The sequence below is a fragment of the Actinoplanes sp. L3-i22 genome, assembly GCF_019704555.1.
Lineage (GTDB): Bacteria > Actinomycetota > Actinomycetes > Mycobacteriales > Micromonosporaceae > Actinoplanes.
Window position 1 is genome coordinate 165001 of record NZ_AP024745.1, and the last position, 13302, is coordinate 178302.

At 68.4% G+C, this 13302-nt stretch carries 14 protein-coding genes, 1 tRNA gene and 2 rRNA genes (1 of these 17 only partly in view); 10 read left to right on the forward strand and 7 right to left on the reverse strand.

All coding sequences use genetic code 11. The annotated features are described in order from the left end of the window. Together L3i22_RS00760 and rrf are read left to right on the forward strand one after the other, a co-directional pair. Nucleotides 1-1827 (forward strand): 23S ribosomal RNA (locus tag L3i22_RS00760) (it extends 1254 nt beyond the left edge of the window). 117 nt (nucleotides 1828-1944) lie between these two features. Beyond that, a 5S ribosomal RNA gene (gene rrf / locus L3i22_RS00765) occupies nucleotides 1945-2061 on the forward strand. 374 nt (nucleotides 2062-2435) lie between these two features. Here rrf and L3i22_RS00770 read toward each other — a convergent pair. Both L3i22_RS00770 and L3i22_RS00775 read right to left on the reverse strand, forming a co-directional pair. Then, nucleotides 2436-2507 (reverse strand) — tRNA-Lys (locus L3i22_RS00770). A 77-nt stretch (nucleotides 2508-2584) separates the two neighbouring features. Beyond that, the gene (locus tag L3i22_RS00775) at nucleotides 2585-3121 is read right to left on the reverse strand and encodes an RNA polymerase sigma factor (RefSeq protein ID WP_221325086.1); all 537 of its coding nucleotides are present in this window, start codon (nucleotides 3119-3121) and stop codon (nucleotides 2585-2587) included. A 42-nt stretch (nucleotides 3122-3163) separates the two neighbouring features. Here L3i22_RS00775 and L3i22_RS00780 point away from each other — a divergent pair, with 42 nt between their 5' ends. Further along, complete coding sequence (locus tag L3i22_RS00780; protein ID WP_221325087.1) at nucleotides 3164-4504, forward strand: serine/threonine-protein kinase; 1341 nt, start codon at nucleotides 3164-3166, stop codon at nucleotides 4502-4504. Here L3i22_RS00780 and L3i22_RS00785 read toward each other — a convergent pair. Continuing rightward, entirely contained in the window at nucleotides 4495-5136 is a 642-nt protein-coding gene (locus L3i22_RS00785) for a hypothetical protein (RefSeq protein WP_221325088.1), read from the reverse strand. The genes L3i22_RS00780 and L3i22_RS00785 overlap by 10 nt on opposite strands. A 169-nt stretch (nucleotides 5137-5305) precedes the next feature. On the opposite strand from L3i22_RS00785, the gene L3i22_RS00790 reads away from it, so the two are divergent. Continuing rightward, on the forward strand, nucleotides 5306-6523 hold the full coding sequence (locus L3i22_RS00790; RefSeq protein ID WP_221325089.1) for a phytase: 1218 nt from the start codon (nucleotides 5306-5308) through the stop codon (nucleotides 6521-6523). A 94-nt stretch (nucleotides 6524-6617) separates the two neighbouring features. Here L3i22_RS00790 and L3i22_RS00795 read toward each other — a convergent pair whose 3' ends face one another. Beyond that, nucleotides 6618-7418 (reverse strand): L,D-transpeptidase family protein, encoded by an 801-nt coding sequence (locus L3i22_RS00795; RefSeq protein ID WP_221325090.1) that lies wholly within the window; start codon nucleotides 7416-7418, stop codon nucleotides 6618-6620. A 166-nt stretch (nucleotides 7419-7584) separates the two neighbouring features. Here L3i22_RS00795 and L3i22_RS00800 point away from each other — a divergent pair, with 166 nt between their 5' ends. Together L3i22_RS00800 and L3i22_RS00805 are read left to right on the forward strand one after the other, a co-directional pair. Next, complete coding sequence (locus L3i22_RS00800) at nucleotides 7585-8211, forward strand: CGNR zinc finger domain-containing protein (protein WP_221325091.1); 627 nt, start codon at nucleotides 7585-7587, stop codon at nucleotides 8209-8211. A gap of 81 nt (nucleotides 8212-8292) precedes the next feature. After that, on the forward strand, nucleotides 8293-9087 hold the full coding sequence (locus L3i22_RS00805; protein WP_221325092.1) for a zf-HC2 domain-containing protein: 795 nt from the start codon (nucleotides 8293-8295) through the stop codon (nucleotides 9085-9087). 94 nt (nucleotides 9088-9181) lie between these two features. Here L3i22_RS00805 and L3i22_RS00810 read toward each other — a convergent pair whose 3' ends face one another. The 3 genes from L3i22_RS00810 to L3i22_RS00820 all read right to left on the reverse strand — a co-directional run bounded on the left by L3i22_RS00810 (nucleotide 9182) and on the right by L3i22_RS00820 (nucleotide 10407). Beyond that, nucleotides 9182-9412, reverse strand: coding sequence for a hypothetical protein (locus tag L3i22_RS00810; protein ID WP_221325093.1), 231 nt, complete (start codon nucleotides 9410-9412; stop codon nucleotides 9182-9184). A 63-nt stretch (nucleotides 9413-9475) separates the two neighbouring features. Beyond that, nucleotides 9476-9943 (reverse strand): large conductance mechanosensitive channel protein MscL, encoded by a 468-nt coding sequence (gene mscL / locus L3i22_RS00815; protein ID WP_221329728.1) that lies wholly within the window; start codon nucleotides 9941-9943, stop codon nucleotides 9476-9478. 110 nt (nucleotides 9944-10053) lie between these two features. Next, nucleotides 10054-10407, reverse strand: a complete 354-nt coding sequence (locus L3i22_RS00820) for an anti-sigma factor antagonist (protein WP_221325094.1) — start codon at nucleotides 10405-10407, stop codon at nucleotides 10054-10056. A 173-nt stretch (nucleotides 10408-10580) separates the two neighbouring features. On the opposite strand from L3i22_RS00820, the gene L3i22_RS00825 reads away from it, so the two are divergent. Genes L3i22_RS00825 through L3i22_RS00840 form a run of 4 tightly spaced genes read left to right on the forward strand, consistent with a single transcriptional unit; the run spans nucleotide 10581 to nucleotide 13288 of the window. Then, a complete protein-coding gene (locus L3i22_RS00825; protein WP_221329729.1) occupies nucleotides 10581-11438 on the forward strand; it encodes an STAS domain-containing protein in 858 nt (285 codons plus the stop codon). 1 nt (nucleotide 11439) lies between these two features. Continuing rightward, nucleotides 11440-11859 (forward strand): STAS domain-containing protein, encoded by a 420-nt coding sequence (locus tag L3i22_RS00830; protein WP_221325095.1) that lies wholly within the window; start codon nucleotides 11440-11442, stop codon nucleotides 11857-11859. Continuing rightward, nucleotides 11856-12260: an ATP-binding protein gene (locus L3i22_RS00835; RefSeq protein WP_221325096.1), complete on the forward strand. Its 405-nt coding sequence runs from the start codon at nucleotides 11856-11858 to the stop codon at nucleotides 12258-12260. Before L3i22_RS00830 ends, L3i22_RS00835 begins: the two co-directional genes overlap by 4 nt. Then, nucleotides 12248-13288, forward strand: coding sequence for a SpoIIE family protein phosphatase (locus L3i22_RS00840; RefSeq protein ID WP_370644338.1), 1041 nt, complete (start codon nucleotides 12248-12250; stop codon nucleotides 13286-13288). The genes L3i22_RS00835 and L3i22_RS00840 overlap by 13 nt, the downstream gene beginning before the upstream one ends. Nucleotides 13289-13302 lie beyond the last annotated feature (14 nt).

Genomic DNA, 13302 nt, shown 5'->3' on the forward strand with positions numbered 1-13302 from the left:
ATTCACACGCAAGTGTGGATGGGTAGGGGAGCGTCGTGCAGCGGGTGAAGCGCCGGAGTGATCCAGGCGTGGACGCTGTACGAGTGAGAATGCAGGCATGAGTAGCGAATGAAGGGTGAGAACCCCTTCCGCCGGATGACCAAGGGTTCCAGGGCCAGGCTAATCCGCCCTGGGTGAGTCGGGGCCTAAGGCGAGGCCGAGAGGCGTAGTCGATGGATAACGGGTTGATATTCCCGTACCCGCAAAGAAACGCCCAAGACGAACCTTTCCATGCTAACTACGCAAAGCGCCGGCGGTCTTCGGACCAAGGGTGTGGAGTCTAGGACCCTGGTTGGTAGTAGTTTAGCGATGGGGTGACGCAGGAAGGTAGATGATCCCGGCCGGTGGTTGTGCCGGGGTAAGCGTGTAGGCCGTACCGTAGGCAAATCCGCGGTGCATTAAGGCTGAGACGTGATGCCGAGCCGTTCTGGTGAAGTCATTGATCCTATGCTGCCGAGAAAAGCCTCTAGCGATGTTTCGAGCGGCCCGTACCCTAAACCGACACAGGTGGTCAGGTAGAGAATACCGAGGCGACGGGTGAACTGTGGTTAAGGAACTCGGCAAATTGCCCCCGTAACTTAGGGAGAAGGGGGGCCGGACGCGTGAAGCCCCTTGCGGGTGGAGCGTGGTATGGCCGCAGAGAGCAGGGGGAAGCGACTGTTTACTAAAAACACAGGTCCATGCCAAGTCGTAAGACGATGTATATGGACTGACGCCTGCCCGGTGCTGGAACGTTAAGGGGACCTGTTAGCTCTTAGGGGCGAGGCGGAGAACTTAAGCGCCAGTAAACGGCGGTGGTAACTATAACCATCCTAAGGTAGCGAAATTCCTTGTCGGGTAAGTTCCGACCTGCACGAATGGCGTAACGACTTCCCCACTGTCTCAACCACAGGCCCGGCGAAATTGCAGTACGAGTAAAGATGCTCGTTACGCGCGGCAGGACGGAAAGACCCCGGGACCTTTACTATAGCTTGACATTGGTATCTGAATTCGATTGTGTAGGATAGGTGGGAGACTGTGAAGCTCGGACGCCAGTTCGGGTGGAGTCATTGTTGAAATACCACTCTGTTGGGTTTGGGTATCTAACTTGCGGCCCTGATCGGGTCGAGGGACAGTGTCTGGTGGGTAGTTTAACTGGGGCGGTTGCCTCCTAAAGGGTAACGGAGGCGCCCAAAGGTTCCCTCAGCCTGGTTGGCAATCAGGTGTTGAGTGTAAGTGCACAAGGGAGCTTGACTGTGAGACTGACGGGTCGAGCAGGGACGAAAGTCGGGACTAGTGATCCGGCACTTGCGTGTGGAAGCGGTGTCGCTCAACGGATAAAAGGTACCCCGGGGATAACAGGCTGATCTTCCCCAAGAGTCCATATCGACGGGATGGTTTGGCACCTCGATGTCGGCTCGTCGCATCCTGGGGCTGTAGCAGGTCCCAAGGGTTGGGCTGTTCGCCCATTAAAGCGGTACGCGAGCTGGGTTTAGAACGTCGTGAGACAGTTCGGTCCCTATCCGCCGTGCGCGTTGGATACTTGAGAAGGGCTGTCCCTAGTACGAGAGGACCGGGACGGACGAACCTCTGGTGTGCCAGTTGTTCCGCCAGGAGCATGGCTGGTTGGCTACGTTCGGAAGGGATAACCGCTGAAAGCATCTAAGCGGGAAGCCTGCTTCGAGATGAGGTATCCCACCACCTTGAGTGGGTAAGGCTCCCAGCTAGACTACTGGGTTGATAGGCCGGAGATGTAAGCACGGTAACGTGTTGAGTTGACCGGTACTAATAGGCCGAGGGCTTAACCACCCTAAACATTTTACTTGCGTCCACTGTGTGATTCACAGCAAACGAACAACCACCCCAACACCGTCGGAGAACGATTCGACGTGAGGGTTGCTGGTTTGTTCTACCGCTGACCGTTGTTACGGTGGTCATAGCGGAGGGGAAACGCCCGGTCACATTCCGAACCCGGTAGCTAAGCCCTCCAGCGCCGATGGTACTGCACTCGGGAGGGTGTGGGAGAGTAGGACGCCGCCGGACTTAACGTTGAGAAGGGCCCACCCCGCACGGGGTGGGCCCTTCTTCGTATGTGCGTAAAACGGAACGCCCCGTCCCGGGGAGATCTCGGGGCGGGGCGTTTTGCGTTTGTGGGGCTTTATGCCGTACGTCAATCGCGGGTTTGAATTGCTTTTGAAGGTCTTGGCGAGTCGTGATCGCCGCGTTTCGGCGCCGGAGACGACGTTCGCGGCCAGGAGCAGCGGGCCGGAACATAAGGAGGCCTGCGCGGGAACGACGGAGGGGCGCGCCGGCGGCCGGCGGCGGAGGACGCCGGACCGGAAACGGAACAGGGGACGCCGGGGGCTGGAAACGGAACAGGTCAGCGCCGGAAAACCGACGCTGACCTGTGTCAACGGTGGGCCGCCAGGGACTCGAACCCTGAACCTAAGGATTAAAAGTCCTCAGCTCTGCCATTGAGCTAGCGGCCCGCCGGATGCCAGCGTACCGACCCGGATCCGTTCCGCAATCATGCACCCGCCGTCCGGCGGTCGCCTCTCAATAACGGTTACCGGCCGGCGATCAGATACTCCCGCACGTCGGCCCTCGCCAGATGGATCCGGGACTTCACGGTGCCCTCGGGAATGCCCAGGTGTTCGGCGATCTCCCGGTAGTCCAGCTGGCAGATGTCGCGCAGCACCATCGGGGCGACGAGCTCGGCGCGGCGGCCCTCCAGACGCTCCAGGGCGTCCAGCAGGTCGAGCCGGGAGCCGGCGATCACGCTGGTGGTGCGGGCGTCCGGAACGTCGATCGGCGGCTCGTCGTGGGCCTGCTCGGCGGCCCGGCGCTTGAGCGAGCGGTACGTCTGCCGCGAGCTGTTCGCGATGATCACGTGCAGCCAGGTGCTGAACTTGGAGCGGCCCTCGAAGGAGCCGATGTTGCGGGCCACCTGGAGCAGCACGTCCTGACACGCCTCTTCGGCGTCCTGGTAGCAGGGCAGGAACCGGGCGCACCGGCGCAACACCGATGGCTGGATCTCGCCGAGCAGCGTCTCGAGAGCGGCCCGGTCACCGGCCGCGGCCCGGACCGCGAGTTCTTCTTGCACTGTGGATCATTCCCCCGTCGTAGTGATGCCCATAATACGAACGTGCCAGTTCCCAGCAGCATCGGTCGATATCGAGTCACCCAACGCCTCGGCTCGGGAGCGTTCGCCACGGTGTGGCTCGCCGAGGACGCCAGTCTCGAGTCCCAGGTCGCGATCAAGGTGCTGGCCGAGAACTGGGCGCACCACCCGGACGTCCGGGCCCGCTTCGAGCAGGAGGCTCAGGTGTTGCGCCGGGTGGACTCGGAGCACCTGGTCCGGGTGCACGACTACGGCGAGCTGCCGGACGGTCGGCCGTACCAGGTGATGACGTACGCGGCCGGCGGCACCCTGGAGGATCGGCTGGCGGCCGGCCCGATGTCGGTGCGGGCCGCGCTCCGCACCGCGACCGCGATCGCCGCGGCGGTGGCGGTGCTGCACGAGTCCGGGGTGCTGCACCGCGATCTGAAGCCGTCCAACGTGCTGTTCACGACGGTCCGCGGCCAGGAGCGCATCCTGGTCGCGGATCTGGGGCTGGCCAAGGCGATCGCGCACGCCTCCGGCTTCACCGTGGTGGCCGGCACCCCCGGTTACATGGCTCCGGAGCAGAGCCTGCCGGGCGGGGGTCTGGACGTGCGTGCCGACGTGCACGCGATCGGCGCGATGACCTATCAGATGCTGACCGGGCAGACCCCGTTCGAGGCCAAGCGGGTCGCCCCGTCGAGGTTGCGCCCGGGCATTCCCCGGCAGATCGACCAGGCGGTGCTCCGGGCGCTGGACACCGACCGGAAGCGGCGCTGGCCTTCGGCCGAGGCGTTCGCCTCGGCCCTGGATCTGTCCGGGCGGCGGCGGCCGTTGCGGTGGGTGACCCGATTCGCCGGTACGGCGGTGGCCCTCGCCGCCCTGGCGGCCGCCGGCGGGGCCGCGGTCCAGGACGGTGGCCTCCCGCTCGGCTGGGCCCGGGTGAGCGACGCTACCGGCGCCGTCTCGATCGCCATCCCCCGTTCGTGGGCTCATCAGCTGCGCGATGGCGGCTGGAGCCCGTCGGCGATCGGACTGCCGGCCGGTACGCCGTCACCCGGGCTGCAGGTGGGCGCCGATCTGGCCAACCCGGCCGGTACGTCGCCGGCGGTGCTGGCCGGGGCCAGCCGGTGGATCGTGGAGCCGTTCGCCGCCACCCTGCCGACGCACGCCGGCTGTGTCCGGCAGCCCGACCGCCGGGTGTCGGTCGGTGGGCTGTCCGGGCTGGTGCGGCGCTGGACCGGCTGTGGCGGTACCGAGCTGTCCTTCGATGACGTGCTGCTCAGCGGTCCTGACGGCGGGGGTGTCTACCTGCAGATCCGGCAGGACCAGCGGGGCGACCGCACCGACGGCGTGCTCAGCACCCTGCGGCTGGGTCACTCGTAGCAGCCGTGGTCTTCCATCTGCAGCATGTAGTAGGTGACCTTGCCGTTCTGGATCGTGATGTTGTAGACCGCGCCGCTGTGGCCGGGGACCTTCGCCGAGCCACGTCCCTCCAGCCCCGGGTCGGAGATGCTGCTCCAGTCCGGGTACGCCTTGAGGACCGCCTTCAACGTGCTGCCGATCTTGATCCCCTCCGGGGTGGCCAGCCCGGGGTAAGCGGTGAACGCCACCAGCCCCTTGTCGCCGTTGAAGTACACGTGGGCGTCGGCGCCCTTCGCGGACTTCGGCGTCCACTCCGAGTTGCAGCCGGTCGGCGTCTTGGTCGACGAGCCGCCGGTGAGCAGGCCACTCTTCATCGCGTCGCGGAACGTCAGCCCGAGTTTGAGCGGGCCCAGCCCGGACGGGCCGAGGACGAGCTGCGTGGTGGGCGCCTTGACGGTGGCGGCGGGGGACGTCGGCTTCGAGGCGGGGGCGGAGCTCGCCGCGGGCGCGGTGGTGGGCGCACTGGCGGGCGTCGAGGTGGCCGGGACGATCCCGCCCACCGGCGCCGCGTCACCGGCCACGTGCTGCACCTTGTCGCCGCAGCCGGTCATCAGGGTCAGGCCGGCGGTGATGGTCGCCAGAACCGTGATCATGCGTCGCATCGCTGTTCCTCTTTCAAGCTCACTGTGTCGCTGTCATTAGGTGCGATGCGGCGTTCGCGGCGCTAGTTCTGGGATTCTTGTAACGGCTGGGTAACGGATCGGTGACCTGTTCAGTCTCCAGCCATCCGATGGACAGGTGGATCAGGAATCCTTCCGTTCCATGCAACGCACTTCCGGAATCGCCGCGCTCGTGGCACTGACCACCCTGGCCGCCGGCGTGCCGGCATTCGCCTCCGAGCGGCCGACACGCGAGATAACCGCGAAGTTCGAGACCCCGGCCCTGTACGACGACGAGGCCGGTGGGGATGCCGACGCCGACGATCCGGCGATCTGGGTCAACCAGGCGAACCGGGCCCGCAGCCTGGTGATCGGCACCGCCAAGAACGGTGGCCTGCGGGTGTACGACCTGACCGGGCGCGAGGTGCAGACGATCGCGACGCCGGACGGCGGACGCTTCAACAACGTCGACCTCATCTCCGGCTTCAAGCTCGGCGGCCAGCGCGTCGACCTGGCCGTCGTCACCGACCGCGGCCTGGACAAGCTGCGCATCTACCGGATCACCGCGGCCGGGCTGACCGACGTGACCTCGGCCGACGTGCCGTTCCTCTTCTCGAAGAACGAGGCCGAGGTCGAGGAGCAGGCCACCGGCTACGGCCTGGCCACCTATGACCGGTACGCGGTGGTCAGCCGCCGGCACAGCACCCGGCTGGGCATCTTCCGGCTGGAGGAGAAGCACGGCAAGGTCACCTACCGCACCTCGGACACGCTGGACCTGCCGAGCTCGTTCCGCCTGCCGAACGGCGGCACCTGGTCACCGTGCGCGGAGCCGGGTGAGGGTCCGCAGGTCGAGGGCATGGTGGTGGACGCCGAGGCGGGCGTGCTCTACGCCGCGCAGGAGGACGTCGCGCTCTGGCGGATCAACCTGGCCGGCGGCACGTTCAGCAGCATCCCGCGGATCGTCGAGCGGACCAAGGAGTTCGGCGTGCCGGCCACCTGGAACGCCGAGACCGAGGAGTGCGACCAGGCCGGGGCCGACCCGGGCGTCGGCGGCCGGATCGCCGCGGACGTCGAGGGCGCCACGATCTACTCGACCGGCAAGCGGGACGGCTACGTGATCGTCTCCAGCCAGGGCGACAGCCGGTTCTATGTCTTCGACCGCCGTACCAACAAGCCGGTCACGCTGTTCACCGTCACCGACGGCCCGGTGATCGACGGCGTCCAGCACTCCGACGGCGCCGCGGCCACCTCGGTCGCGCTCCCCGGTTACCCGAAGGGCCTGCTGGTCGTCCACGACGGCGAGAACGTCCCCGACGAGGGCCGGACCAGCACGAACTTCAAATTTATCGACTGGCGCAGCCTCCACCTGGAAAAGATCTGAAACCCGCTTTTCCCGTACGCGACAAGGCTCCTCGAACGCAGAACGCCCCGACCCGGGTTCTCTCCCCGGGCGGGGCGTTCCGCATTCCGTGCGGTCAGTAGACCCAGACCTTGGTCTTCAGCGGGAGCGCGTCGTTCTTCCACAGCCAGTTCATCGCGGCGATCGACACCCGGGCGCAGCCGTGTGAGGCCGGGTAGGGCGGAACGCTGTTCGCCCCGTGCACCGCGATGCCGCCGTTGAAGTACTTCGGCCGCCAGAGCAGGCCGAGCGGCGCGTCCCGCCAGCCGTCGATCTGCCGGCCGACGGTGAACCGGCCGGGCGGGGTGTCGGCCAGGTAGGTCTCGCCCTCCTGCTGATAGTGCTCGTTCGACCCGGTCGAGGTGTTGAAGACCTGCGCGATCCGGCCGTCGTCGACGAGCATCAGCAACTGCTTCGTCAGGCTGATCTCGACGACCCGGCCGCTCGTCGACTTCGCCTTCGGCCGGACGCCGGCGTCCAGAGCCGCGTACGTCTTCGGGCCGATCGTGCCGTCGCGGCCGATGCCGGCGGCTTTCTGCAACGCGAAGACCGCCTGCTGGGTGGTGCCGCCGAACTTGCCGTCGGCCGTCCCGTTCCAATAGCCCAGCTCGGTCAGCCGCTGCTGGACGGCGAGCACGTCGGGGCCCTTGGCGCCGACCTTGAGCTTGCGCGGCGGCGTCGAGGGCGAGGGGCCGGGGGCCGAGGGCGGCGCGGACGGCCGGCCCGACGCGGTGGGCGACTCGGGCGCGCCCGGCTGCGACGACGGCACGGCGGTGGGGGTGCCCTGCGCGCTCGGCGAGCCGGAGTCGGAGTCGCACCCGGTGGCCAGGGTCAGGGCGGTCACCGCGGCGACCGCGACTGCCAGAACTCTCCGCACTGCAGGCCTCCCGCACTGTTGACCGGACCGCGCTGTGACAGGACGGGCCAGTGTAGAGACCCATTCACCACCTTCACCGATGATGCCCGATCGTCCACCCGTCCGAGTGGGTGATCTTCGAGCCTGTGGACAGTGGCCGTGAAAAAGAGTCAAGTACTCTTCGGCTATGTCGTGGAAGGCGAGCGCTCGTCACGGCGTGCGGGAGGCGCCCGGCGGCTTCGCTCTGGTTCAGGAGTTGCTGAACACCCGCGCGGCGATGTCCTACGGTCCCGACCTGCTCGGGCTTGTCGAGGATGCCCAGTGGTGGGTGACCGACGCGCTGGGCATGTGGTCCCGGGTCTCCGGCCTCCCGGCCCCGACGCTGCTGCTCTCGGCCACCGATCTGCGGTCGTTGCGCCGGCTGCGCTCCGCCTTCGAGCAGGTTGTCCTCGCCGGGTCGAACCAGGAGCCGCCCGGCTCGATGCCGCCGGCCGACGTGCAGGTCAGTCTCGCGCCGGACGCGGCCGGCTGGGTCCGGGTGGTGCCGGCCGGCCGGGGCACCCGGTGGCTGGCCTCCGCGCTGTGGGCCGAGGCGCTGCTTGCCCAGCAGGCCGGGGCCTGGCCGCGGCTCAAGCTCTGTCACAACGCGATCTGCCGGGCGGCGTTCTTCGACACCTCGCGGAACAACAGCGGTGTCTGGCACGACGTGAGCACCTGTGGGAACACCGCCAACCTGCGGGCTTTCCGGGAACGGCGGCGGTTGCTCGGCCACAGTCACGAGATCGAGGTCGGGCGCGGCCCCGAGATGCACTGAGCCGACCGGAACCGGCCGGGCCGCCGGGAACCAGCCGGGGCGGCCGGGAACCATGAGGCGATCTCGCGCGACTATGGGTGCATGGCGTGTGAACGGTGGCGCGAGATCCTGTCGGCGCAGCTGGACGGTGAGGACGACCCGGCCCTGCGGCCGCTGGTCGACGAGCACCTGGCCGGCTGCGCGGGGTGCCGGGATTGGCTGGACGCGGCCGCGGCGGTCAACCGGCTGACGCGTACCGGGCGGGTGCCGGAGGTGCCGGACCTCAGCGCGGCGATCCTGGCCGCGCTTCCGGAGCGTCCGGCGCGGCCGGTCCGGGCGTCCTGGCGGCGCCGGGTGCCGGTCGAGGCCCTGCTCTGGGTGGCGCTCGCGCTGGTCGGCGCGGTGCAGATCATCCTGGGGCTGGCGCAGATCGGCGGCGGCTCCGGAGCGCATGTGCACGTCGGGTCGTCCGCGGCGGCGGGGCACATCTGGAACGAGTCGGCCGCGTGGAATGTCGCGGTCGGCGCCGGATACCTGTTCATCGCGCTGCGGCGGACCCGGCCGGTCGGGCTGGTGCCGATGCTCACCGCGTTCGTCGGGATGCTGCTGCTGCTCTCGTTCAACGATCTCACCGGTGGCCGGGTGGACGTGGCCCGGCTGGTCGGGCACGGCTTCGTGATCGTCGGGTATCTGCTGGTGGTGGCGCTGTCCCGGGGGGTCGGCGGGTCGGTGCGGCCGCCGGGGGCGCGGGTCGGGGCCGGGTGGCGCTTCGACGGGGCGGCCGAGGAGGACGAGCCGGTCGTCAAGCGGCGGCCGGGGCTGCGGCTGGTCCCGCCGGGTGGGCCGCTCACCGCCCACCACGACGCCGACAGTGGCAAGGAGCATCGGGCCGCCTGATCAACCGGGGCCGAGCTTCAGCGGGCCGGCGGGGCTTCACGCGGCGGGCGGGGCTTCACTCGGCGGGCAGGGCTTCAGCGCGGCGGGTGGAGCTTCAGCGCGGCGGGCGGACGGAGAGCTCGCGCCATTCGTCCGGCCCGTTGAGCAGGGCGCGGATCAGGTTGAGCGCGGAGTCCTCGCTGTCGAACTCGAAGAAGTGCGAAGTGCCGTCGGAGCCGCCGGCGCGCTGCTCGACATACCACTGGTCACCGCTGGTGCGGAGGTAGACGTCCTTCCGTGCGAGACGTCCCCACTTGCCGTTCCACCAGTGCTTACGCTGCTCCATCCCGGCACTGTATCGAACATGTGTTCGAACGGTGCCGGGAGGGCCGATCTTTTTCAGGGTGTGTCAGCGAGGCGGTTCCTGGCGGCGCTGCAGGACGTCGTCCACCGCGCTCCCGTACACGTGCCCCGGGGCGGTGGCACCCGCGCCGGCGCTCTGGGCGACCAGCGCGTCCCGGATCTCGGTGAGCAGCTTGACCTCTTCGCTGGGCGACTTCGGCGGGGGCTCCTCGCCGCGGCGACGACGCTCGGCCAGCTTGTTCAGCGGGTAGACGACCAGGAAGTAGAGGACCGCGGCGGTCAGCAGGAAGGTGATGACCGAGTTGATGAAGGTGGCGTAGTCGAACTCCACCTTGCGGATGTAGAACTTCCCGGCGGAGAGACCGGTGCCACCGCTCATCACCTGGATCAGCGGCTTGAGGAAGCCGTTGGTGAGGCTGGTGACCACCGTGGTGAACGCGGCACCGATGACGACACCGACCGCCAGGTCGACGACGTTGCCGCGCATGATGAAGTCTTTGAAGCCTTGGAACATTTTGCCCACGAGCAACTCCTGGAGGCCGGGAACGAATCCGGCATCGGGTTCCCGTTGCCGGTCGGCGACAAACTACGCGCCGACCGGTGTCCGCGTCGAAACGCCGGGCCTCAGTCGAGCGCCGGTTCCTCGGCGCTGACCGCCTCGTCCACCGTGGGGTAGGTGTGCAGCACCTCGACCAGGCCGCTCACCTCGAGGATGCGGAGCACACCGCGCTGCGGTGCGGCCAGCCGGACCGTGCCGCCGGCGTCGTCGGTGCTGTTCTTCGCACGGACGAAAACGGACAGGCCGGTCGAGTCGCAGAACGAGACCTCGGCCAGGTTGAAGACCAGACGGGTCCGGCCCTTCTCCAGCAGGTCGCTGATCTGGTCCTGCAGTTGCGGGGCGGTGGCCATGTCGAGCTCGCCCGCCACCGACACGACGACCATGTCGCCGCGCTGTTCGGTCTGCACCGTCAAGGACATTCCGGGACCTCCTGTTATTTGCTGAACGGTACTCCACGTACCCAGGGGATGCGCGCGCTGGGATGAAGGTCTTGACCCTGCCCGTTACTTGGTCTACAGCAATTAACGGACATCCTGATGGTAAAGTCCGGCCGTTGTGCAGGGATCGTGCGGTGGTGGGGGAGGCGGCAGCGGTGGCGCTGGGTCCGGATGAGGCAGGCCGCTTAGCGGACCTGCTCAAGGAGCACGCCGACGGGCTTTCCGCCCGGTGGGCCGAGCTGATCGGCGCCGGGTTGCAGGGGAGGATGAGCCGGCCCGAGTTGGAGCGGCAGACCCGTGACCTGCAGAAGGGCTTCCAGCAGGCGTTCGCCGGCGGTGCCCGGGACCTGGTCGACGAGGAGGCCGGCGAGCTCCGCGCGCAGCTCAGCGAGCTGTCGAACAATCGGGCTCGGCAGGGCTTCTCCGCGAACGAGACCGCGATCAGCGTCTTCTCCTTCAAGGACGCGGTCCTCGAGGTGATCGGTGACACCAGCGACTCGCGGATCCTGCGGGACTTCGTGGCCTTCTCCGGCTTCGTCGACCGGGCCGCGCTGTTCACCTTCGACGCGTACGTCCGGGTCCGTGAGGCCCTGATCGCCGACCAGGCCGAGCAGCTGCTGGAGCTCTCCACGCCGGTGGTCAAGCTGTGGGAGGGTGTGGTGGCCGTTCCGCTGGTCGGCACCCTCGACTCGGCCCGCGCCCAGGTGGTGATGGAGCGCCTGCTGCAGACGCTGGTGGACACCGGCTCGCCGTACGCGATCATCGACATCACCGGTGTCCCGGCGGTCGACACCCAGGTCGCCCAGCACATCCTGAAGACCGTGGTGGCGGCCCGGCTGATGGGCGCCGACTGCATCATCTCCGGGATCCGGCCGCAGATCGCGCAGACCATCGTCGCGCTCGGCATCGAGTTCGGCGACATCGCGACCAAGGCCTCGCTGGCCGACGCGCTGCGCTACGTCCTCGGCCAGAAGAACTACCGGGGCAGCCAGGCCAAGCGGACGGAGCACTGACGTGGAACGTGTCCCGGTCCTGAAGATCGGCGACATCCTCCTGGTCTCCATCCAGATCGACATGGAGGACCAGGTCGCCCTGCAGCTGCAGGAGGACCTGGCCGACAAGATCGTGGGCACCGGCTGCCACGGTGTGATCATCGACATCAGCGCGCTCGACATCGTCGACTCGTTCGTCGGCCGGACCCTGGCCACCATCGCGTCGGTCTCCCGGGTGCTGGACGCCGAGACCGTGGTGGTCGGCATGCGGCCGGCGGTGGCGATCACCCTGGTCGAGCTGGGACTCTCGCTGCCGGGGATCCGGACCGCGCTCAACGTCGATCTCGGCATCGAGCTGCTGGCCCGCCACCGCGCCGAGACCGATTTCGAGTTCGCCGACGACGAGGATGAGGCCGACCCGGCAGCGGTACTCGCGCCGTGAACGGGGAGAGCCGGCAGGTCCCGGTCGTCACCGACCAGGACGTGGTGCGGGTCCGGCAGTTGGTACGCACCGTCGCGGTGGACGCCAAGCTCTCCCTGGTCGACCAGACCAAGCTGGTCACCGCGGCCAGTGAGCTGGCTCGGAACACCCTGGTCTACGGCGGCGGTGGCACCGTCGACGTGACCCGGGTGCGCAACGAGATCCGGAACGGGATCCGCATCGTTTTCGCCGACCAGGGACCGGGTATCGCGGACCTCGACCTGGCGCTCACCGACGGCTACACCACCGGCGGGGGCCTGGGTCTGGGCTTGAGTGGTGCCCGCCGGCTGGTCGACGAGTTCGCTATCGACACCGCGCCCGGTCAGGGCACGACGATCACGATCACCAAATGGTGCCGATGAGCGGAGGAACGGTGGCGTCCCTACCCGAAGGACTCCTCGATGAAGGGGTCTGGTTCCGGGTGGAAGCCGCCGGGACGGCCGCGGCTGTCCGCCGTACCGCCGAGCGTCTCGCCGCTGACCTCGCGATGCCGGAGAAGCGGATCGCGGACCTCGCGATCGTCGCCGCGGAAGCGGCGGGCAACCTGGTCAAACATGCTCAGCAGGGCACCATGCTGGTCCGCACGATCCGTACCGCGGAGCAGGCCGGCGTCGAGATGATCGCCATCGACAGCGGGCCGGGGATCGCCGACGTGGCGCACGCGCTGGGCGACGGGCACTCCACCGCCGGCACCCTGGGTATCGGCCTCGGCGCGATCCTGCGCCAGGCCAGCCGCTGGGACATCTACTCGCTGCCCGGCAAGGGCACCGTTCTGTCCATGCAGGTGTGGCCGGGGCCCGCGCCCGCGCCGGACTGGGCGGCCGGCCTGACCCGGCCGATCACCGGCGAGACGGTGAGCGGCGACGCGGTCGCCAGCCGCGAGGTGGACGGCCGGCACCAGATGCTGGTCAGCGACGGTCTGGGGCACGGCGGGCTGGCCGCGGCCGCGTCGCACGAGGCGGTCCGGGTGTTCCGGCAGACTCCGGCGGCGCCGCCGGCCGCGGTGGTCGAGGCGCTGCACCGGACGCTCGGGCACACCCGGGGGGCCGCGCTCGCCGTCGCCGAGCTCGACCCGGTGGCCGGTGTGGTCCGCTACGCCGGGCTGGGCAACATCTCCGGGACGGTGTTCGGCCCGGACGGCACCCGGCGCGGCATGATCTCGATGCCGGGCATCGCCGGGCACCAGCGCCGCCAGATCCGGGAGTACGACTACCCCATGCTTCCCGGCTCGATCGTGGTGATGCACAGCGACGGCCTGGTCGACCGGTGGAACCCGGCGGAGTACCCGGGGCTGCTGACCCGCTCGATCGAGTTGATCGCCGGCACCGTGCTGCGCGACGCCGGAACCCGCCGGGACGACGCCGGCGTTCTCGTGGCCCGGTTGCCGTGACCGGTACCGAGCTG

What these genes read in the sequence shown, in the direction of transcription:
- mscL (WP_221329728.1), bottom strand. Translation starts at nt 9,943, where the DNA reads ATGTTCCAAGGCTTCAAAGACTTCATCATGCGCGGCAACGTCGTCGAC.
- L3i22_RS00790 (WP_221325089.1), top strand. Translation starts at nt 5,306, where the DNA reads ATGCAACGCACTTCCGGAATCGCCGCGCTCGTGGCACTGACCACCCTG.
- L3i22_RS00785 (WP_221325088.1), bottom strand. Translation starts at nt 5,136, where the DNA reads ATGATCACGGTTCTGGCGACCATCACCGCCGGCCTGACCCTGATGACC.
- L3i22_RS00810 (WP_221325093.1), bottom strand. Translation starts at nt 9,412, where the DNA reads ATGGAGCAGCGTAAGCACTGGTGGAACGGCAAGTGGGGACGTCTCGCA.
- L3i22_RS00840 (WP_370644338.1), top strand. Translation starts at nt 12,248, where the DNA reads ATGGTGCCGATGAGCGGAGGAACGGTGGCGTCCCTACCCGAAGGACTC.
- L3i22_RS00820 (WP_221325094.1), bottom strand. Translation starts at nt 10,407, where the DNA reads ATGTCCTTGACGGTGCAGACCGAACAGCGCGGCGACATGGTCGTCGTG.
- L3i22_RS00800 (WP_221325091.1), top strand. Translation starts at nt 7,585, where the DNA reads ATGTCGTGGAAGGCGAGCGCTCGTCACGGCGTGCGGGAGGCGCCCGGC.
- L3i22_RS00805 (WP_221325092.1), top strand. Translation starts at nt 8,293, where the DNA reads ATGGCGTGTGAACGGTGGCGCGAGATCCTGTCGGCGCAGCTGGACGGT.